Genomic DNA, 18,868 nt, shown 5'->3' with positions numbered 1-18,868 from the left:
TCACGTGGCGGAAGAGTAGCCCCGAATGGGTCGGCGTGGCTGACCGTTCGCACTGAGTGATGGGTCCTGACTTTCGCCGGACGACACCGATTGTGGTGACTGTTTTGCGTTCTTCTCAAAGAAAATGCCCGGGACCGGGCATTTCTCGATGTTGGCTTTAGCCGTCTACGCTCCCACCATTGGCATCCGCGGATATTCGCCGGGCGTGCCGGCGGGGGTGATCGGAATGCCGCCGTCGGAATATTCGTTGAGCTTGTTGCGCAGCGTGCGGATCGAGATGCCCAGGATGTTGGCGGCATGGGTACGGTTGCCGAGGCAGTGCTTCAGCGTCTCCAGGATCAGGTCGCGCTCGACATCGGCGACGGTGCGGCCGACCAGCGCCCGTGTCACCTGCTCGGCGGCCATGGTGGCATGCGCCACGGCCGGCGCGGTCTTGGCGAGGTCGAGGCGGTCGCCGTCGGGCGTCAGGATCGCATCGGCCCCGATCTCGTCGCCCTGCGCCATCAGAACCGAACGGTGCATGGTGTTTTCGAGTTCGCGTACGTTGCCCTGCCAGCGGTTGGTGGAAAGCACGCGCCGCGCTTCCGCCGAGATCGGCCGCATCGGCACGCCGTTGGCTTCGGCGTATTTCTTCACGAAGTGCTGGGCGAGCTCGAGAATGTCGGCGGGGCGCTCGCGCAGCGGCGGGATCTTCAAGTTCACGACGTTGAGCCGGAACAAGAGATCTTCGCGGAACGTGCCTTCGCGCACGGCGTCGACCAGATTGCGGTTCGAGGTCGCGATGATGCGGATGTCCACCGGGACAGGCTTGGTGCCGCCGACACGGTCGATCACGCGCTCCTGGATGGCGCGGAGCAGTTTCGATTGCAGGCGGACGTCCATCTCCGAGATTTCGTCGAGCAGCAGTGTGCCGCCGGTTGCCTCCTCGAACTTGCCGATGCGGCGGGCGATCGCGCCGGTGAAGGCGCCCTTCTCGTGACCGAACAGCTCGGACTCCAGCAGATGCTCGGGGATCGCGGCGCAGTTGATCGAGATGAACGGGCGCTTGGCGCGGCCTGAGCGGGTGTGGACGTAGCGGGCCAGCACTTCCTTGCCCGTACCGGATTCGCCGGTGATCATCACGGAAGCATCCGACCCCGCGATCTGCTGGGCGAGCTTGATCACCCTGGCCATCGCCTCGTCGCGATAGACCAGCTCGCGGGAATCGTTGGCGACCGCGGCCAGCACCGCTGCGATCAGCTCCGGGTCCGGCGGCAGCGGGATGTATTCCTTGGCGCCGGCATGGATCGCGGCGACCGCGGCGCGGGCGTCGTTGGTGATGCCGCAGGCGACGATCGGAGCGTGGATGTGCTCGGCCTCCAGCCGCATCACAAGATCGCGGATGTCGAGGGCGACGTCGACCAGCAGCAGGTCGGCGCCCTTGCCGCCGCGCAGCACGCGCATCGCCTGATCGTGATCCTCGGCGTGGGTCACGGTGGCGCCGTTCGCCATCGCGATCTTGGTGGCGGTGGTGAGCTGGCCTTTCAATGTGCCAACGATGAGAAGCCGCATATCAGTCTCCTGTCCGTCTGGTCGCGCTGCCGCGCGTCATCGCTTTAAGCGCGTTCGGTCTTGATGATTTCGGTCATGGTCACGCCGAGCTTGTCCTCGACCAGGACGACTTCCCCGCGGGCGACCAGCTTGTTGTTGACGTAGATGTCGATGGCCTCGCCGACGCGCCGGTCGAGCTCGAGCACGGTCCCGGGCCCGAGCTTCAACAGCTCGCTGACGTCCATCTTGGAGCGGCCGAGCACGGCCGAGACCTGCACCGGTACGTCGAACACGGCCTCGAGGTCGGCGGCGGCGCGCGTCGCGTATTCGTCCTCGCTATAGCCGACGTCGGTGCCGGCGGGCGGCATCGGGCCGTTGAGATCGGGCAGCGGGACCTGTCCGTCGGTGTCGCTCATGGCTTAGCTCCCCTGCGGGACGCAACATAGCGTCCCACCATTTCGTCGATCTTGGCCGCGATGGCGCCGCGCTCCAGCACGACGCCGCCATCGGCCCATTCGATCCGGCAGTCGCCGGTGGCAATCTCCGGCTCGGCCAGAATCACCAGCCGGCCTTCGAAGCCGTTCTGCCTGGCCAGCCGCTCGATGTTCTCGCGCGCGGCGTCGTAGAGCGCGTCGTTGATGCGGACGACGAGATGCGGCGTCGCGACCAGATGCGAGAAGCAGTCCTTGACCAGCGCGACGATCTCGCCGAGCGGCTCGGCGGCGACCAGATCGGCGCACAGCTTGCGCGCCACCGCCACCGCGACATCGACCGCCTCGGTTTCCATCTTGGATTCGATGTTGCCGATGCCCGAGGCGATGCCCCGGATTCCGATGTTGATCTCTTCCATGGCGAGCGCGACGCGGCGGTCGCTCTCGGCCTTGGCCTCGCGCTGGCCAGCGGCAAAGCCGTCCTGATAGGCGCGCGCCTCGGCGTCCGCGACCTTGTGGGCGATCTCGGCCGCAGTCGCGGCCTTCTCGCGCGTCCGGTCGGGCGCGGCGAAGTCGTTGTCGAACAGGAATTTTGCCGGAGCGGCCATCAATACACCAGCTCGTCGTCGGCGCGGTTCTTGGTCAGCATGATCTCGCCCTTGGCGGCGAGGTCCTTGGCCAGGTTGACCAGCAGCGCCTGGGCCTCGTCGACGTCGCGCAGGCGGACCGGGCCCATCGCCGCCATGTCGTCCTGAAGCATCTTGGCCGCACGCGAGGACATGTTGCCGAAGAAGAAGTTGCGGACGTCCTCGTTGGCGCTCTTGAGCGCGACGCCGAGCTTGTCCTTGTCGACGTTGCGCATCAAGGTCTGGGCGGAGCCGGAATCCAGCTTGACGAGATCGTCGAAGGTGAACATCAGCGCCTTAATGCGCTCGGCCGATTCGCGGTTGTCCTCTTCCAGCGAGGTGATGAAGCGGGTTTCGGTCTGGCGGTCGAAATTGTTGAAGATTTCCGCCATCACCTCGTGGGCGTCGCGGCGGCGGGTCTGGGACAGGTTGGACATGAATTCGGTGCGAAGCGTCTTCTCCACGCTCTCGATCACCTCCTTCTGCACCGCCTCCATCTTCAGCATGCGGTTGACGACGTCGAGCGCCAGATCCTCGGGAAAGATGCCGAGCACGCGCGCGGCGTGTTCCGGCTTCAGTTTCGAGAGCACGACCGCGATGGTCTGCGGGTATTCGTTCTTGAGATAGTTGGCGAGCACCTCTTCCTGCACGTTGGAGAGCTTCTCCCACATGTTGCGGCCGGCCGGGCCGCGGATTTCGTCCATGATGCCGTTGACGCGCTCGGGGGCCAGATATTGCTGGAGCAGCCGCTCGGTGGCGTCGAAATTGCCCATCAGCGCGCCGGAGGCCGACATGCGCGAGACGAATTCGAGCAGCATGTCCTCCACGGTGTCGACCTCGACGGTGCCGAGCGTCGACATCTCCAGCGAGAGCTGGCGCACCTCGTCGTCATCGAGCAGGCCCCAGATCTTGCCGCCATATTGCTCGCCGAGCGCGAGCATCAGGATTGCGGCGCGCTTCGGCCCCGCCACCGCTTCGACCTTCGCGCCCCCGCGGCTGCCGGCACGCTGACCGAGCGTGGAGATCACGCTGGTGATGTCGTTGGAATTGGCGTTTTGCAGGGCGGCGGCCATGTCAGGTCACTTCTCGATTATTTCGCGGGTTCGGTCAGCCATTGACGGATGATGGCGACGGTCTCGTTGGGATTGCGCTCGGCGAGCTCGCCGACGCGGTGGACGGATTGGGCATGGACCTGGCCCTGGACAGTGGCGACGTCGATCGCGCTGGCAGCGCCGCTCGGCAGAAGCGGCTGGCCGGCCGGAGCGGCATCTTCCGAGGCGGCGGGGCCGGTGAGGACGCCGGAGATGGCGGCTGCGACTTCGTCGGATGCCAGGATGCGCTTGACCAGCGGCCGGATCACCAGGAACAGCACGACCAGGCCGAGCAGCATCATCATGCCGAGCTCGACGAAGTACATGACGTCGTCCTTGGTGAACTGGAGCATGCCGAGCAAGCCGGAGGGCTCGGCGATCGGGGTGGTGGAGGGGGCATCGGCAAAGCGCAGATTGACGACCTCGACCTGGTCGCCGCGCTTCTGGTCGAAGCCGATCGCCGAGCGAACCAGCGTGGCGATGCGGTCGAGCTGCTCCTTGGTGCGGTCCTGGTAGGCCAGATCGCCCTTCTCGTTCTTGGAATAGATGCCGTCGACCAGCACCGCGACCGAGATGCGGTTGACCCGGCCGGCCTCGGTCACCTCGGTCTTGGTGGTGCGGGAGATCTCGTAATTGTTGGTCTCTTCGCTCTTCTTGCTCTGGTCCTTGGCCGCGACGGCGCTGTTCTGCTGGTTGCCCGGCAATTCGTTGTTGACGGTGACCTGGCCGTTGTTGTCGGCGGTCATGCTCTGCTCTTCGCGGGTCTGGCTCGAGCGCAGCACGCGGCCTTCGGGATCGAACTTGTCGGAGGTCTGGGTGATCTTGTTGAAGTCGAAATCGGCGGAGAGCTGGACCCGGGCGCGTCCCGTCCCCACCACGGAGGAGACGATGTCCTCGACCTGCTTGCGCATCCGTTTCTCGAAGGCGGTGCGGCGCTCGTCGCCGATCTGCTGGTCCGGATCGGTCTGGGCGCCGTCGGCCAGCAGCTGGCCGGTCTCGTCGACGATCGAGACCCGCTGCGGCTTCAGCCCGTTCACGGCGGAGGCAACGAGGTGGCGGACGGCGCGGATCTGCTGGGCTTCGAGCGCGCCGCGGACCCGCACCACGATCGAGGCCGACGGCTCCGGCGCCTCGCGCGAGAACAGCGGGCGCTCGGGCAGCACCAGATGGACGCGGGCGGCCTGGATGCGATCGATGGCCCGGATGGTGCGGGCGAGTTCGCCTTCCAGCGCACGCAGGTGGTTGATGTTCTGGACGAAAGAGGTGGTGCCGAGCGCATCCGACTTGTCGAACACCTCGTAGCCGATGCCGCCGCCCTTGGGCAGGCCACCCTCGGCGAGCTTCATCCGCAGGCGGGTGACCTTATCCTTGGGCACCATGATGATGCTGCCTTCGTTGCGCAGCTCGAACTGGATGCCCTGGCGCTCCAGGTCCTTGATGATGCCCGAGGAATCCTCGACGCTGAGGTCCGTGAACAGCGTCGTCATCTGCGGCGTGGTGACGCGCATGATGACGAACGCGAAAAAGCCGACGAGCGCGGCGGTGACCGCGATCATCGCCCCGAACCGGGCGGCTCCGATACCCTTCAGAAAGTCCGCAAGACCTTGCAAGCAACCGCCCCGACAGATTCGGCTGCTTTCACAGGAAAGGCCGACTGGGCAATTATTGCCTAGGTGATGGTTTCGATATGGTTAACGAAGGTTAAGAGCTGCGACAAAAGTCGCGTCATGAAAAAAATCGGCCTCGCAAGGCGAGGCCGATTTTCGTCAAAAGCCGCAGATTTCCGGATTGCCTACTGGCGATATTGCTGGATACGGGTGGTGCGAAGTCCCGCCAGACCGTGCTGGTCGATCGAAAACTGCCAGGAGAGGAATTCGTCAACCGTCAGGGTATAACGGCTACAGGCCTCCTCGAGGGAGAGAAGACCGCCACGGACTGCGGCGACGACCTCGGCCTTGCGGCGGATGACCCAGCGTTTGGTGCCGGGTGCAGGCAGATCCGCAATCGTCAACGGACTACCGTCCGGCCCGATGACGTATTTTACCCTCGGGCGATGGGGTTCTGTCATGGCGTACTCACAAACTCTCAACCACTGAACTCACTCAGTAACCGTACGCATGCCGGCTTAAAAATCCGCTAAGCCTAAGGCTTCAATACAATTCTCGTTGAAAATGGCTGGAACGCAGCCGTCTTGACCGGCGGGACGGTGTGTCCAGGCGGGCCGAGGGGGTGTTCGTAAATACTTTACGAACGAAAAAAGGCCTGCGCGGGTGTCGCAAGGCCTCGAATTGTCGTCCCGGCCCGGTGCGCAATTGCGCACGTGGGGCCGGGATCCATTATCAATTGCTGGCTGTGGCGATGATGCTCTTGACTTGGCTCAGGGTGTAGCTGGCGCCGTCGATGGTCAGCAGCGGCGGCGACTGGGTCAGGTCGACGGACGACACCGTGCCCTGCACCTGCGCGGCGATGCCGACATTCTTGCCCGAAACATCTTTGCCAGTGGCCGAGATCGTGTACTTGCCGTCAGGCCATTGCGTGCCGTCATTGCCCTGGCCGTTCCAGGTGAACGGAACGTCGGTGCCGGCGCCGGCGGTATATTTGCCGGTAAAGACCGTCTGGCCGCTGGCATTGGCGACGGTAATGTCGACGGTCGCGTCGCTGGGCACGTTGAGATGCCAGGTTGCCGACGAACTCGTCATGCTTGCGGTCGTGCCGTCGACCAGGGCGGTCTTGCCGACGAAGCCGAGCGCCTGGGTCGCCTGCGTGGTCTGTTGCAGGGTGACGAGCTGCGACAGCGAGTCGTTGGTCTTGAGCTGCTGCTCGACGCCGGCGAACTGCACCAGCTGCTGGGTGAACTGGTTGGTGTCGAGCGGATCGAGCGGGTTCTGGTTCTGCAGCTGCGTCGTCAGCAGCGTCAGGAAGGTCTGGAAGTTGCCGGCCAGCGTCGCGCCGGTGGTCGAGCCCAGGCTCGAGCTCGACGAGGATTTCGGGAGGTCGGTCGTGCCCGAGACGACCGAGGGAGCGGTGGCGCCAGTCGTGGTGGTCATGTCTCGATACTCCTCACACTCTGATGTCGACGCCGCTGCTCGATCCGAGCATGCGGCCGTAGCTGCGCCCGACCGGGGCTGTGGAAACTGCTTCCTCGTCGCTGATGATCAGCCGGCGGGCATTGCCGCCATTGTCGTTGTTCTGGCCGGAGTTCTGGCCCGACGAATTCTGGTCGCGCAGGCTGAAGGACAATCCGTTGCTGCCGGTCTTGAGGCCGGCATCGTCGAGTGCGCGCTGCAATTGCGGCGCGTCCTGCCGCAGCATCTGCAGCGTCTCCGGTTTCTCAACCGTGAGATGCGAGGTGACCTGGCCGTTGCGGTCGACATTGATGCGGACGTCGATGCGGCCGAGGTCGAGCGGATCGAGGCTGATATCGAACCGGGTCTTGCCAGCACGCGCGGCCGCCGCGATCTCGATCGGGACGCCGCTGATCGGAATGGCCGTATTGGTGGCCGCGGTCGCGGTGAGCGTCGCGGTCGATGCGGTCGCGGTCGAGGTCGTATTGGTCATCGGCGCCTGCACGGCGGAGGCCGCCTGCGTGCTGGTGTCGGTTTGGGCCGCGACGGCCTGCGCGCCCGCGTGAACGTGAGCGGCCGGCGCGCCTTGTGTCGCATCGGCCGTGCGATCGGCGGCAGCAGCCTTGGCGTCGGCCACGTTCGCGTCGGTTGCTGGCTTGTCGGCTTGCGGATGCGCCGCATTGGCGGACGTGGTCGTCGCCGAGGTCTGCGCGGCGTTCGCCTTGCCGGTGTCCTGGCCGATATTGGAGACGTCGCTCGCGCCTTGCGCGGTCGCGACGGCCTTGAAGGAGGTTTTTGGCGTGCCCTGCTCCACGGCGGCGATCAGGCCGCCACTGGTTTTCGCATCGGTCGCGCTCGAATCAGTCGTCCCGGTCGCGGCATCGGCCAGCGTCGCCGTGGTGTCGGCATCGACCTTGGCTGCCGCGGTCTTGGCGCTCTTGTCGCCCGGCGTCGCGGTATCGGTCTTGGCGCCGGTGATCTGCGCCGCGGTGGACGCGCTGGCGGCGATGCCGGCGGCGGCGATCGTCAGCGGCGAGGAGGCGGAGCTGGCGGCCTGGTTCGCGGCCGCGTTCGGATCGAGCGGTACGACCGGCGCGGCCACCACGATCGCGTTGGGATCGGGCACGGCGGCCCGCGTCGCGTCAATTTGCGCGGTTGCGGCGGCATCGACGGCGGCGGCGAGGCCATCGGTGCTGTCAGCCTTGTCCCCCTTGGTCTCGTCGGACTTGTCCGCCGATCTGGCGTCGGAGGTCTCCGGCTTGTCCTTGGTCTTGCCGTCCGCCTTGGCCGGATCGGCCGTGGTGTCGCTCTTGGCGTTATTCTTGGCGTCGTTCTTGGTCTCGTTCTTGGCCGGCGCGGAATTGTCGGGGTCGTCGCTGGCCTTGCTCTGCGAGGGTTGGTCGGTCGCCGAATGATCGCGCGGGCTCTTGTCCGAGGACGACGACGAATCGGTCCGGCGCGGGGTGTCCTGCACGGAGGACGCCGTGCTGTCGCTGATCGCCTGGGTGTTGCTGTCGACCAGCGAACCGAAGGAGTCGTTGGACGTGTCTTTCGGCGCCTGCGACCGGGCAGGCTTTTGCTGCGCGCTCTGGACTTGCGCGCTTGCCGCTACATCTGACGTACGACCAACCACAGGCGACCCCTCGGAACATCTTCGGCATAAGAGGTAGCAAGGAGCGGGCCAGCCCCGCGCATTCTCATATTATCGAATAAAATCAGCTACTTGGTCAATTCGCGCTCCCTCCGCGACGCAATTCGAAGCCCCGCCATTTCTGCCTCCCCGGCAAGAATTGCCCTAACCTGGCCGCCCCCGTGATTGCTTCACCCGAAGGCCGCCTATATTAAAGAGACAGCTCTCAGCCGCTTTCGACCGGGCAGGCCGCGCCCTTCGGGAACTCTCAGTTCCCCCGGGGATCGTCGGTGTCCCGCCGGAAGCACCCAGCGGATCGCCCAACGCCGCCGCCACAATGCTTTAAGGCCCATGCTCAACAGTCTGGATCTCGAAGGCCGTCCTGAGGATACCAGGGTCGTCGTTGCCATGTCGGGCGGCGTCGATTCATCGACGACGGCTGCGCTGCTCAAGGCGGAAGGCTACGACGTCGTCGGCATTACGCTACAGCTCTACGACCACGGCGCCGCGACCCATCGCAAGGGCGCCTGCTGCGCCGGCCAGGACATCCACGACGCCCGCGACGTCGCGGCGAAGCTTGGCATTCCCCATTACGTGCTCGACTACGAGGACCGTTTTCGCGAGTCCGTCATCGACAATTTCGCCGACAGCTACGCGCTCGGCGAGACGCCGGTGCCGTGCATCGAGTGCAACCGCTCGGTCAAGTTCCGCGACCTGCTGAAGACCGCGCGCGAGCTCGGTGCGACCGCGCTCGCCACCGGCCATTACGTCGCCTCGCGCCGCCTCAATGATGGCTCGCGCGCGCTGGTGTGCGCGGCCGACAGCGATCGCGACCAGAGCTATTTCCTGTTCGCGACCACGCGCGAGCAGCTCGACTTCCTGCGCTTTCCGCTCGGCGACATGACCAAGCCCGAGACGCGCGAGCTGGCGCGGCGCTTCGGTCTCGCGGTGGCCGACAAGCACGACAGCCAGGACATCTGCTTCGTGCCCACGGGGCGCTACACCGACATCATCACCCGCCTGCGGCCGAACGCGATGGACCCCGGCGAGATCGTCGATCTCCACGGCCGCGTGCTTGGCCGGCACAACGGCATCGCCAATTTCACCATCGGTCAGCGCCGCGGCCTCGGCATCGCAGCCGCCGCGCCGCTGTTCGTGGTGCGGCTGGAGGCCGCCAATCGCCGCGTCGTCGTCGGCCCGCGCGAGGCGTTGAAGATGCACCGCATCGTGCTGCGCGACGTCAACTGGATCGGCGACGGCGACATCGACCGCGCCATCGGCGCCGGCCTCGAGATGTTCGTGCGCGTGCGCTCGACCCGCAGCCCCCAGCACGCGTGGCTGCGCGGCGCGAACGGCCATTACGAGGTCGAGCTCGTCGCCGGCGAAGAGGGTGTCTCTCCGGGACAAGCCTGCGTGTTCTACGACGCGCCGTCCGGCCAGGCCCGCGTGCTCGGCGGTGGCTTCATTCAAAGCGCCGCCGCGAAGGCCGCAAGCAGCACGGCGAGGCCGCTCGCAGAAGCGGTCCGCGGCTAAAAAATATACGGGGCAGGGGCATGGCAGCAGACATCTCGCGGGCCGGGGTCGAGAAGGCCTATGGCCGCTGGGCGCCGGTCTATGATCTCGTGTTCGGCAAGGTGTTTGACGCCGGCCGCCAGTCGACCATCATCGAGGCCGACCGGATCGGCGGCCGCATCCTCGACGTCGGCGTCGGCACCGGGCTTTCGCTCTCGGACTATGCGCGCACGACCAAGATCTGCGGCGTGGACATTTCCGAGCCGATGCTGCGCAAGGCGCAATCGCGCGTGCGTGCGCTGCGCTTGAGCAATGTCGAGGTGCTCTCGGTGATGGACGCGAAAAACCTCGCCTTCCCCGAAAACTTCTTCGATGCGGTGGTCGCGCAATATGTCATCACCGCTGTGCCCGATCCCGAGGGCACACTCGACGAGTTCGTGCGCGTCCTGAAGCCCGGCGGCGAGCTGATCCTCGTCAACCACATCGGCGCGGAAACGGGTTTTCGCAAACTCTCCGAGCTTGCGTTTGCGCCCCTGGCCCGCCGCCTCGGCTGGCGCCCGGAATTCCCGTGGGCCCGCCTCGTCGACTGGGCCGCAAAACACGGCGGCGTCACGCTGGCGGAGCGCCGCCCGATGCCGCCGATGGGGCACTTTTCGCTGATCCGCTATCTCAAATCGTAATGTTCGGGGGTGGGAACAGTGCGCACGCCCCGCGCGTTTCCCTCCCATGCGCACGACATCAAACATCATTCTGGCCAGCCTCCTGATCGCCGCCTCCGGCAGCGCGATCGCGCAGGCCCCGCCCGCCCCGGCGACGCCGCCGCAAGCGACCGCGCCGCCATCCCCGCAGCACGCCACCAGTTGCACGCCGCAGGATCGCCCGAACCGCCAGGCCGACGGCACCACCACCGGCCAGTCCCGGGAACCGCTCGGCGACAAGCTCGCCAAATCGGACGGCGTGCTCTGCCCGCCCTCCGGCGTCGATCCTGAGATGCACGCGCCGGCCCCCGACACCGGCGTCAACACCCCGGTGATTCCGCCCCCCGGCAGCCCCGGCGGCGACCCGACGGTAAGGCCGAAATAGGCGCCGTTCCGAATCCCAGATTGTCGTCATGCCCGGGCTTGTCCCGGGCATCCACGTCTCTAGGGTACCGGAGCAAGGCGTGGATGGCCGGGACAAGCCCGGCCACAACGAAGGCGGAGCACTTTGCTTGACAGCCCGCCGCCCCCTTCCTTATATGCCGCGCGTTCGCGAGATCGGCCTTGTCGGGCCCTCGCGACCCTGTGGCGGGGTAGCTCAGCTGGTTAGAGCACGGGAATCATAATCCTGGGGTCGGGGGTTCGAGTCCCTCTCCCGCTACCAAGACCGCGATTTTGCACGCCGAACTACGATTTTGTGCGTCCGCTTGCGGATATGGTCACGCGGCTTGGGTGATAAGTATCGCTATCATTCGAATTCGGCTAAGCGGCCATTCGCAGCAGATCGACGATGTCAGCCTCGCTTTTGAAAGGCCGCGGATTGGCCTGGACGAAGCGATGATTGATCGCAATCTTGCTGATCTGATCAAACTTGTCTTCGCCGATACCGACATCGGCAAGGCGGCCAGGTAATCCGAGTCGCGTGGTGAACGCGGCAAAGGCGGCAGCGGCTTCCATACCCGGCTCGCCAAGGGCCAGCGCCAAACGCTTCTGGGCATCTTCGGTGAACGGCTTGTTGTAGCGAAGAAGGCTCGGCATGATGACAGGCGTGCAATAGTAGTGAGGGACGTCGAACGTCCCGCCAAGCACATGGCCGATGCCGTGACTTGCGCCCATGGGGACGCGGGCCTGCAACCCAAACGACGCGAGCCATGAGCCATACTGTGACAATCTGCGCGCCTCGAGATCGCCAGGTTGTTGCAAAGTCTGGAGCATTCCCTCCCGCAACGTGCGGATGCCGGCCAGAACGACTTCGTCGGCCAAGGGAGTGCCGGCCGGCGAGCACAATGCTTCGATGCCGTGATCCATCGAGCGTGTGCCCGATCCCATCCACAGCTTTGTTGGCGTATGAAGCGTGAGGGCCGGGTCTAGAATGATCGCCACCGGCATCATTTGGGGGTGAAAGAAAATCTGCTTCAGCTTCTGGCGCTCGTCGGTGACGAGTGCTGCGGCATTGTATTCGCCGCCATTCAGCGTCGACGGCACGGCGATCTGCCGAACTTTCGGCGAGCGGAAGGGAGAATGACTCACGCCCGGCCCCATCGGAAAGGGATCGAAGCCCGCTTCATCGCGAATGTCGTGCTCCATCGCCATGATGACGATCTTGGCGAGATCGACCGCGGAACCTCCGCCGACAGCCACGACGAGATCGGCTCGCGCCTCTTTTGCATGAAGGGCAACCTCGGCCGCCTGCTTGCGCGTCGTATGCTGTGCAATTCCATCGAAGGTCGCTGCATGCTTGTCGGCAAGGGAATGCCTGATCTTCTCGATCTCGTCGGTCTTCGAGTTTAGGGTTCGACTGGCGATCAGGAAGACGCGCTTTGCGTTAAGTCGCTCCGCTTCTTCCCGGACAGCTTCCGAGGCGGCTTTGCCATAGATAACACGATCAATTGCCGGAAAGTTATGTACACCAGCGTTGCGCATTTCTTCCTCCCACGAGAAGCCCGATTATCGGGCGTTATATGGTGATCATCATGCAGGTTCGGCTCAGCATCTCGGCACGTTGGTGCTCCTTGGAATGCTGAAACTTAAATCGCGACAGTCGCCTTGGCCGGATCCGCCGGCAATATAATGCGAGCCAGCTCCGACGGATTCTCGACTGCCGAGAAGTGACCAGTGTTCTTGAGTGTCACGTTCTGCGCGGCAGGAATCAGCGAGCTTGTACGTTCGCGCTCACTTGGCCGAGACCAATCGCTGTCGCCGTAAATGAGCGTCACCGGTGCCGAGATCTGCCGATAATAGTCGCGAGCCTTGCTCCATGAGCGCCAACCTGCCAGCACCTTGCGTGCGACCCGCTTGTATCCCGGGCGGTGGGCAACTTCGTCGAACTCGGCAAGCAAATCCGCCGGCAGCTTGCGCGGATCGTGATATCCGCCACCCATGATCTTGCCGAGAATGGTCTTGTTTTCGAGCGATGCATTGATCGCGCCGAGTACCGGGATCTGCAAGCTTCCGATGATGAGATTGGCAAACCAATTGCCGCGTCGAATACCATCTCCATAGCGGGTCTCGTAGTCGTAGGGATTGATCGCGTAGACCCGCTTCGCGGTCTGTGGGAGCGACGCCGCCACTGTGAGCGCCAATGCGCCGCCGATCGACTCGCCGACGATCGTGAGGTCCGAGAGATTGAGCTCCTCGATGAAGCGGATGACGGCCTGCCTGAAGTAGCGTTCGTCGAAGCTCGCGCTTGGGTCGATTGGCGAGTGGCCGTGGCCCGGAAGGTCAATGGCGTACACCGTGTGCGATCGGGCGAGGAGGGGCGCAAGAGCGCGGAAATATTCGAGCTGCGTCCGGATCGTATGTATGAGCAGCAGCGGAGGCCCGCTGCCGGTCTTTTGAAATCGTACGCTCAGCTTATCCGATATCTTCAGCAGACTTGGTTTGGCGTCGGTCAGGCTGAGCATTCGATCTCTCCGTGTTCGAGGGGGCGCGCTTTCAAGCGGCAGCGGTGTCGCGAACCTGTTCGGCCGCGGCATCCAAAAGCGCCTGCGCCAGATCAGGGTCGTTGACGACGCGCGACAGCGTCACCGCGCCGACCATCGTCGCGAGAATGGCCATGGCCTTGCCGCGGGAGGCCTCGTCGCCGGTCCCGGCGACGAACCGGCCGAGCACGTCAAGATGCGCTTTGATTCCCGCTTCGAATTCCGCCTTCACGCCGGGGCCCTGTCGGGCGGCGTCTGCGCCGAGTGCCACAATCGGGCAGCCGTCCATCTTTTCTCCGCGATGGTCGTCACTGAGGTAAAACGCGATCACCGTGCCAAGCGGATCATCGGGATTCTGAGCGGCCGCGTCCGACCATCGGCCCGACGCGCTCTCCAATGCTCGCTTGGACGCCGCGACAGCCAAATCCTCTTTTGACGCGAATTGCTTGTAGAAGGCGCCTTGGGTTAGCCCTGCTCCCTCCATCAGATCCTTGAGCCCGATGCCATCGAAGCCGCGCTCCCTGAAGAGGCGACTTGCCACATTGATCACGGTTTGGCGGTTCTCCGCGGCCTGAACGCGACTTACGCGCATCGGCAGTCTCCCAAATTAGATTTCACTCGAACTCTATTACGACAAATAGAGGCCGAACGCAATCTATCAAGAGGCCCAAAGCCAGTTCTCTAGGGTGGGAGCGCTTCTGCCCGCCGCCCTAAACCCTTGTGAGGGGCCCAAATCACGTTTTCGCCGCCTCCCTTCTTTTTTAGATTGCGTTCGAAAGCTAAACGGAATACAGAGTTCGGACGAAATCTAAAATTGGGAGATTGACATGAGGATGCGGGGCTTTGCGGTTTTGGCTGGTATTTTGATCTCGGCCGGGGTGGCGACCTTCGTTGCCCTCGGGATCCCGCCCCGGGAGGCCTCCGCGGTCGGTGACCCCAGGCAAGAGCCCCCAATGGTCCGTCTCGTGATGGCCGCGCCGGTCAGCGGATCCGACCGCGGCTTCACCGGCACCATCGGCGCGAGGGTGGAAAGCAATCTCGGTTTTCGCGTCGCCGGTAAGATCGTCGAGCGGCTCGTCAGTGTCGGTGAGCAGGTCAAATCCGGGCAGCCGCTGATGCGGATCGACGAAACCGACCTCCGCCTGGCGCTCGCAGCGAAGCGCAATGCCGTCGCCGCTGCGCGTGCAGCTGTCGTTCAGACCGACGCCGATGAGCGGCGATACGCCAATCTGGTCAGCGACGGATGGACTTCCAAACAGCGCTACGAGCAGGCAAAGGCCGCCTCGGATACAGCCAAAGCGCAGCTTGCCGCGGCGGAAGCGGACGCCGGGGTTGCCGAGAACCAGGCGACCTATTCCGTCCTGGTGGCCGACGCGGACGGAACGGTCACCCAGACGCTGGGCGAGCCGGGACAAGTTGTCTCCGCCGGCCAAGCGGTCGTTCGGCTGGCACAGTCCGGTCCTCGCGAAGCTGTGGTGGCGCTTCCCGAAACGATCCGGCCGGCGATCGGGTCGCTCGCTGAGGCGAGCCTGTATGGGAGCGATGGGCGCTTTACTGCGCATCTGCGGCAGTTGTCGGATTCCGCCGATCCTCAGACCCGCACCTATGAGGCCCGCTACGTGCTCGGCGGTGAGGCCGCGGCGGCACCGCTTGGCGCGACGATCACCATTCGGCTTGCAAGCCATGGGAGCCAGCCGGAAGTTCAGGTGCCGCTGGGAGCCGTGCTCGACGACGGCAGAAAGACCGGCGTTTGGGTGTTCGACGGCGGCACCTCGACGGTCCGCTTTCAGACCATCAAGCTTGTGCGTGTGACCAGCGAAAATGCCGTTATCTCCGGTCTGAGCTCCGGTGATCGGGTTGTCTCTCTGGGCGCACACCTCCTGCAGGAGGACGCTCACGTCAGGACAGCCTCTCAAGACAGGAGCAACTGATGAGCTTCAATCTTTCGGCGATCGCAGTCCGTGAACGGGCCGCAACGCTGTTCTTCTTGCTTTTGCTGGCAGCCGCGGGCGCCTACGCCTTCTTCATGCTCGGACGGGCCGAGGATCCCTCCTTCACCATCAAGACCCTGACGGTCACGACCGTGTGGCCGGGTGCGACCGCACGCGAGATGCAGGACCAGGTCGCCGAACCGCTGGAAAAGCGGATCCAGGAGCTGACTTGGTACGACCGGGTGGAGACGACCACACGGCCGGGTTATGCGTACATGACCGTGACGCTGAAGGACAACACACCGCCATCGAGCGTGCAAGAGGAATTCTATCAGGCCCGCAAGAAGCTGGGCGATGAAGCGCGCAAGCTGCCCCCCGGTGTGCTCGGCCCCTTCATCAATGACGAATATTCGGACGTCAGCTTCGCCCTTTATGCCCTCAAGGCCAAGGGCATGCCGATGCGGGAGCTCGCCAGGCAGGCCGAGACCATTCGCCAGGATCTCCTGCACGTGCCCGGCGTCAAGAAGATCAACATCCTCGGTGAACGCCCCGAGCAGATATTCGTCGAGTTCTCCTATGCCAAGCTGGCGACTCTCGGCGTATCGGCAACGGATATCGTTGCCGCCTTGCAGCGGCAGAACACGGTTACACCGGCAGGCTCGATCGACACCAAGGGGCCGCAGGTGTTCATCCGGGTCGAGGGGGCCTATGACAGCGTCCAGGCGATCGCCGACACTCCGATCGTCGCTGCCGGGCGAACGCTGAAGCTTTCCGACATCGCCGAAGTCCGTCGCGGTTACGAGGATCCTCCCACCTACCTCATCCGGCACCAGGGCGAGCCCACCATCATGCTCGCGGCGGTCATGCAGGAGGGCTGGAATGGTCTCGCGCTCGGCAAGGCGCTGGAGGAGAGGTCCGCAGCGATCTCCCGGACACTGCCACTCGGGATGACGCTGGCCAAGGTCAGCGACCAGGCCGTCAACATCTCCTCATCGGTCGACGAATTCATGATGAAGTTCGCGATGGCGCTCGGCGTGGTGCTCCTCGTGAGCCTGCTCAGTCTCGGCTGGCGCGTCGGCATCGTGGTTGCGGCTGCCGTCCCTTTGACGCTTGCTGTCGTGTTCCTCATCATGCTCGAGACCGGCCGGTTCTTCGACCGCATCACGCTCGGCGCCCTCATCCTGGCGCTTGGCCTTCTCGTGGACGACGCCATCATCGCCATCGAGGTGATGGTGGTGAAAATGGAAGAGGGCATGGACCGCATCTCGGCGGCAGCCTATGCCTGGAGCCACACTGCGGCACCGATGCTGTCCGGAACACTCGTGACGATCGCAGGCTTCCTGCCGGTGGGCTTCGCCCGCTCGACGGCCGGGGAATACGCCGGCAACATTTTCTGGGTCGTGGGGTTCGCTCTCATCGTCTCCTGGATCGTCGCGGTGGTCTTCACGCCCTATCTCGGCGTCAAGATGCTGCCCGCGATCAAACCGATCGAAGGCGGTCACCACGCTATTTACGGTACGCCCAACTATCGGCGCTTGCGCGCTCTCATTACCTTCGTCGTGCGCCACAAGTTCGTGACCTGCGGCATCGTCGCCGTCGCTTTCGCGCTTTCCGTCGCCGGCATGGGTGGCCTCAAACAGCAGTTCTTCCCGACGTCCGACCGCCCTGAAGTGCTGGTGGAAGTTCGTCTGCCGGAAGGCACCAGCATCGGGACGACGACCGCCACCGTCGCAAAGCTTGAGCGCTGGCTGGAAGGCCAGTCGGAGGCCAAGATCGTCACGAGCTATGTCGGTCAGGGTGCGCCGCGCTTCTTCTTCGCCATGGCGCCGGAGCTGCCCGATCCGGCCTTCGCAAAGATCGTCGTGCTGACACCGGACGCGGAAGCCCGCGAGGTCTTGAAGCATCGGCTCCGACAGGCGGTGTCGGATGGGCTTGCGCCTGAGGCGAATGTGCGCGTCACGCAGCTTGTGTTCGGACCCTATACGCCATTCCCCGTCGAGTTTCGGATCATGGGGCCTGACCCCGCGCAACTATACGCGATCTCTGAAAAGGCGCTCGGTATCATGCGTGGCGTTCCTGATGTGCGCCAGGCGAATCGCGATTGGGGTGATCGCACGCCCGTGCTCCGCTTCATCCCGGATCAGGATCGGCTGAACCTCATCGGCCTTTCCCCCGCGGAGGTGGGCCGGCAACTCCAGTTCCTTCTCACTGGCATCGCCGTGACACAAGTCCGCGAGGACATTCGCAATGTCCCCATCGTGGCGCGCAGCGCCGGCGGCGAGCGGCTGGATCCGACGCGACTGGCGGATTTCTCATTGATGAGCCGAGACGGCCGCGCCGTTCCGCTAGACCAGGTCGGCCATTCGGAAGTCCAGCTCGAAGAACCAATCATGAAGCGTCGCGATCGCACCCCCGTCGTCATGATCCGGTCGGACATCAATGAGGCGACTCAGCCTCCGGAGGTCTCCAAGGATATCAAGATGGCCCTTCAGCCGCTGATCGCATCCCTTCCGGCCGGTTATCGCATCGAGTTGGGCGGATCGATCGAGGAGGCAACCAAAGCCAACGACGCGTTGGCGACAATCTTTCCGGTCATGATTGCCGCAATGCTGATCGTTATCATGCTGCAAGTGCGATCGTTCTCGATGATGGCCATGGTCGTGCTGACCGGACCACTTGGCCTCGCCGGCGTCGTGCCGATGTTGCTGATCTTTCACCAGCCCTTCGGATTCAACGCCATTCTCGGCCTGATAGGCCTGGCGGGCATCCTGATGCGCAACACACTTATCTTGACCGACCAAATCAAGGAGAACCTTGCCGCCGGCCTCGATGAATATCACGCAGTCATCGAGGCCACGGTGCAACGCACGAGGCCCGTGATCCTGACTGCGCTTGCTGCCGTGCTGGCCTTCATCCCTCTTACGCATTCCGTTTTCTGGGGATCGATGGCGTATACGTTGATCGGCGGCACCGCGGTCGGAACGGTTCTGATTCTGCTGTTCCTTCCCGCGCTTTATGCCGCGTGGTTTCGGATCAAGCCGACCGCAGATGACATGCATGAGGTTTCGCGCGAGAAGCCGGAATTGCGACCAGCATTGGCTGCCGAGTAAGGCCCTCTTGGAGGAGAGGACGTTTGAAGTTTTCGCCCGCTCGGTACGTCCTTAGCCGTGGACCGGCTGCGCGATCTGCCGCTTGAGCCACGGCGTCCAGGATCCTCTCACTGACTTGTGGCAAACGTCTGCTTGAGTGCGGCGATGCGTCGCTCACCCGCTTGCGTTTGAGCAATTAAGAGTTCAAAAATAGAATTAACTAAAGCGTCTCTTCCTTGCGCGCAGGGGCTCCAACGGCCCCGCGCGAGAATGCCTTTGAGATCTTTCTCGTGCGCAGGATCTAGATTCCGTGACTTGCCGCGCCAGAGCAGGCCAGCCGCTCC

16 protein-coding genes and 1 tRNA gene are annotated in these 18,868 nt (G+C 64.1%); 6 read left to right on the top strand and 11 right to left on the bottom strand.

Annotated elements, in window-relative coordinates; all coding sequences use genetic code 11:
* Window positions 1–165: 165 nt before the first annotated feature.
* From IVA88_RS25570 to IVA88_RS25535, 8 genes are all read right to left on the bottom strand, one after another.
* The gene (locus tag IVA88_RS25570) at window positions 166–1,551 is read right to left on the bottom strand and encodes a sigma-54 dependent transcriptional regulator (protein ID WP_247499923.1); all 1,386 of its coding nucleotides are present in this window, start codon (window positions 1,549–1,551) and stop codon (window positions 166–168) included.
* A 44-nt stretch (window positions 1,552–1,595) separates the two neighbouring features.
* The gene (gene fliN / locus IVA88_RS25565) at window positions 1,596–1,946 is read right to left on the bottom strand and encodes a flagellar motor switch protein FliN (RefSeq protein ID WP_247499922.1); all 351 of its coding nucleotides are present in this window, start codon (window positions 1,944–1,946) and stop codon (window positions 1,596–1,598) included.
* Window positions 1,943–2,569 carry a FliH/SctL family protein gene (locus IVA88_RS25560; RefSeq protein ID WP_247499921.1) on the bottom strand — a complete coding sequence of 209 codons (627 nt, stop codon included), beginning with the start codon at window positions 2,567–2,569 and terminating at the stop codon, window positions 1,943–1,945. The genes fliN and IVA88_RS25560 overlap by 4 nt, the downstream gene beginning before the upstream one ends.
* The gene (fliG, locus tag IVA88_RS25555) at window positions 2,569–3,660 is read right to left on the bottom strand and encodes a flagellar motor switch protein FliG (RefSeq protein WP_247499920.1); all 1,092 of its coding nucleotides are present in this window, start codon (window positions 3,658–3,660) and stop codon (window positions 2,569–2,571) included. The genes IVA88_RS25560 and fliG overlap by 1 nt, the downstream gene beginning before the upstream one ends.
* A 17-nt stretch (window positions 3,661–3,677) precedes the next feature.
* On the bottom strand, window positions 3,678–5,288 hold the full coding sequence (fliF, locus tag IVA88_RS25550) for a flagellar basal-body MS-ring/collar protein FliF (RefSeq protein WP_247499919.1): 1,611 nt from the start codon (window positions 5,286–5,288) through the stop codon (window positions 3,678–3,680).
* Between the two features lie 182 nt (window positions 5,289–5,470).
* The gene (locus IVA88_RS25545; RefSeq protein ID WP_002714638.1) at window positions 5,471–5,746 is read right to left on the bottom strand and encodes a DUF1153 domain-containing protein; all 276 of its coding nucleotides are present in this window, start codon (window positions 5,744–5,746) and stop codon (window positions 5,471–5,473) included.
* A gap of 271 nt (window positions 5,747–6,017) precedes the next feature.
* A complete protein-coding gene (locus IVA88_RS25540; protein WP_247499918.1) occupies window positions 6,018–6,725 on the bottom strand; it encodes a flagellar hook capping FlgD N-terminal domain-containing protein in 708 nt (235 codons plus the stop codon).
* A 13-nt stretch (window positions 6,726–6,738) separates the two neighbouring features.
* Entirely contained in the window at window positions 6,739–8,376 is a 1,638-nt protein-coding gene (locus IVA88_RS25535) for a flagellar hook-length control protein FliK (protein WP_247499917.1), read from the bottom strand.
* 348 nt (window positions 8,377–8,724) lie between these two features.
* Here IVA88_RS25535 and mnmA point away from each other — a divergent pair, with 348 nt between their 5' ends.
* The 4 genes from mnmA to IVA88_RS25515 all read left to right on the top strand — a co-directional run bounded on the left by mnmA (window position 8,725) and on the right by IVA88_RS25515 (window position 11,247).
* Window positions 8,725–9,906: a tRNA 2-thiouridine(34) synthase MnmA gene (gene mnmA, locus IVA88_RS25530; RefSeq protein ID WP_247499916.1), complete on the top strand. Its 1,182-nt coding sequence runs from the start codon at window positions 8,725–8,727 to the stop codon at window positions 9,904–9,906.
* A gap of 20 nt (window positions 9,907–9,926) precedes the next feature.
* Window positions 9,927–10,565: a class I SAM-dependent methyltransferase gene (locus IVA88_RS25525; protein ID WP_247499915.1), complete on the top strand. Its 639-nt coding sequence runs from the start codon at window positions 9,927–9,929 to the stop codon at window positions 10,563–10,565.
* Window positions 10,566–10,611: 46 nt separating this feature from the next.
* A complete protein-coding gene (locus tag IVA88_RS25520) occupies window positions 10,612–10,968 on the top strand; it encodes a hypothetical protein (RefSeq protein ID WP_247499914.1) in 357 nt (118 codons plus the stop codon).
* Window positions 10,969–11,170: 202 nt separating this feature from the next.
* Window positions 11,171–11,247: transfer RNA gene (locus IVA88_RS25515), tRNA-Met, on the top strand.
* A gap of 98 nt (window positions 11,248–11,345) precedes the next feature.
* Here IVA88_RS25515 and IVA88_RS25510 read toward each other — a convergent pair.
* The 3 genes from IVA88_RS25510 to IVA88_RS25500 all read right to left on the bottom strand — a co-directional run bounded on the left by IVA88_RS25510 (window position 11,346) and on the right by IVA88_RS25500 (window position 14,096).
* Window positions 11,346–12,506 carry an iron-containing alcohol dehydrogenase gene (locus tag IVA88_RS25510; protein ID WP_247499913.1) on the bottom strand — a complete coding sequence of 387 codons (1,161 nt, stop codon included), beginning with the start codon at window positions 12,504–12,506 and terminating at the stop codon, window positions 11,346–11,348.
* A gap of 104 nt (window positions 12,507–12,610) precedes the next feature.
* Window positions 12,611–13,486, bottom strand: a complete 876-nt coding sequence (locus tag IVA88_RS25505; RefSeq protein WP_247499912.1) for an alpha/beta hydrolase — start codon at window positions 13,484–13,486, stop codon at window positions 12,611–12,613.
* Window positions 13,487–13,517: 31 nt separating this feature from the next.
* Window positions 13,518–14,096, bottom strand: a complete 579-nt coding sequence (locus IVA88_RS25500) for a TetR/AcrR family transcriptional regulator (protein WP_247499911.1) — start codon at window positions 14,094–14,096, stop codon at window positions 13,518–13,520.
* 235 nt (window positions 14,097–14,331) lie between these two features.
* Here IVA88_RS25500 and IVA88_RS25495 point away from each other — a divergent pair, with 235 nt between their 5' ends.
* Window positions 14,332–15,435: an efflux RND transporter periplasmic adaptor subunit gene (locus tag IVA88_RS25495; RefSeq protein WP_247499910.1), complete on the top strand. Its 1,104-nt coding sequence runs from the start codon at window positions 14,332–14,334 to the stop codon at window positions 15,433–15,435.
* Window positions 15,435–18,545 carry an efflux RND transporter permease subunit gene (locus tag IVA88_RS25490; RefSeq protein WP_247499909.1) on the top strand — a complete coding sequence of 1,037 codons (3,111 nt, stop codon included), beginning with the start codon at window positions 15,435–15,437 and terminating at the stop codon, window positions 18,543–18,545. Before IVA88_RS25495 ends, IVA88_RS25490 begins: the two co-directional genes overlap by 1 nt.
* The last annotated feature ends 323 nt before the right edge of the window (window positions 18,546–18,868 follow it).

Origin of the sequence: Bradyrhizobium sp. 149, assembly GCF_023073915.1 — a bacterium.
In the GTDB taxonomy this organism is placed as follows: Bacteria; Pseudomonadota; Alphaproteobacteria; order Rhizobiales; family Xanthobacteraceae; genus Bradyrhizobium.
This window is presented reverse-complemented; position numbering and strand designations above follow the sequence as displayed.

Bases quoted from the DNA above. Each gene is read 5' to 3' on its own strand.
- fliN (WP_247499922.1), bottom strand. From the start codon at position 1,946: ATGAGCGACACCGACGGACAGGTCCCGCTGCCCGATCTCAACGGCCCG.
- IVA88_RS25510 (WP_247499913.1), bottom strand. From the start codon at position 12,506: ATGCGCAACGCTGGTGTACATAACTTTCCGGCAATTGATCGTGTTATC.
- IVA88_RS25540 (WP_247499918.1), bottom strand. From the start codon at position 6,725: ATGACCACCACGACTGGCGCCACCGCTCCCTCGGTCGTCTCGGGCACG.
- IVA88_RS25505 (WP_247499912.1), bottom strand. From the start codon at position 13,486: ATGCTCAGCCTGACCGACGCCAAACCAAGTCTGCTGAAGATATCGGAT.
- IVA88_RS25495 (WP_247499910.1), top strand. From the start codon at position 14,332: ATGAGGATGCGGGGCTTTGCGGTTTTGGCTGGTATTTTGATCTCGGCC.
- IVA88_RS25570 (WP_247499923.1), bottom strand. From the start codon at position 1,551: ATGCGGCTTCTCATCGTTGGCACATTGAAAGGCCAGCTCACCACCGCC.
- IVA88_RS25525 (WP_247499915.1), top strand. From the start codon at position 9,927: ATGGCAGCAGACATCTCGCGGGCCGGGGTCGAGAAGGCCTATGGCCGC.
- IVA88_RS25500 (WP_247499911.1), bottom strand. From the start codon at position 14,096: ATGCGCGTAAGTCGCGTTCAGGCCGCGGAGAACCGCCAAACCGTGATC.
- fliG (WP_247499920.1), bottom strand. From the start codon at position 3,660: ATGGCCGCCGCCCTGCAAAACGCCAATTCCAACGACATCACCAGCGTG.
- IVA88_RS25545 (WP_002714638.1), bottom strand. From the start codon at position 5,746: ATGACAGAACCCCATCGCCCGAGGGTAAAATACGTCATCGGGCCGGAC.
- IVA88_RS25490 (WP_247499909.1), top strand. From the start codon at position 15,435: ATGAGCTTCAATCTTTCGGCGATCGCAGTCCGTGAACGGGCCGCAACG.
- IVA88_RS25560 (WP_247499921.1), bottom strand. From the start codon at position 2,569: ATGGCCGCTCCGGCAAAATTCCTGTTCGACAACGACTTCGCCGCGCCC.
- IVA88_RS25520 (WP_247499914.1), top strand. From the start codon at position 10,612: ATGCGCACGACATCAAACATCATTCTGGCCAGCCTCCTGATCGCCGCC.
- mnmA (WP_247499916.1), top strand. From the start codon at position 8,725: ATGCTCAACAGTCTGGATCTCGAAGGCCGTCCTGAGGATACCAGGGTC.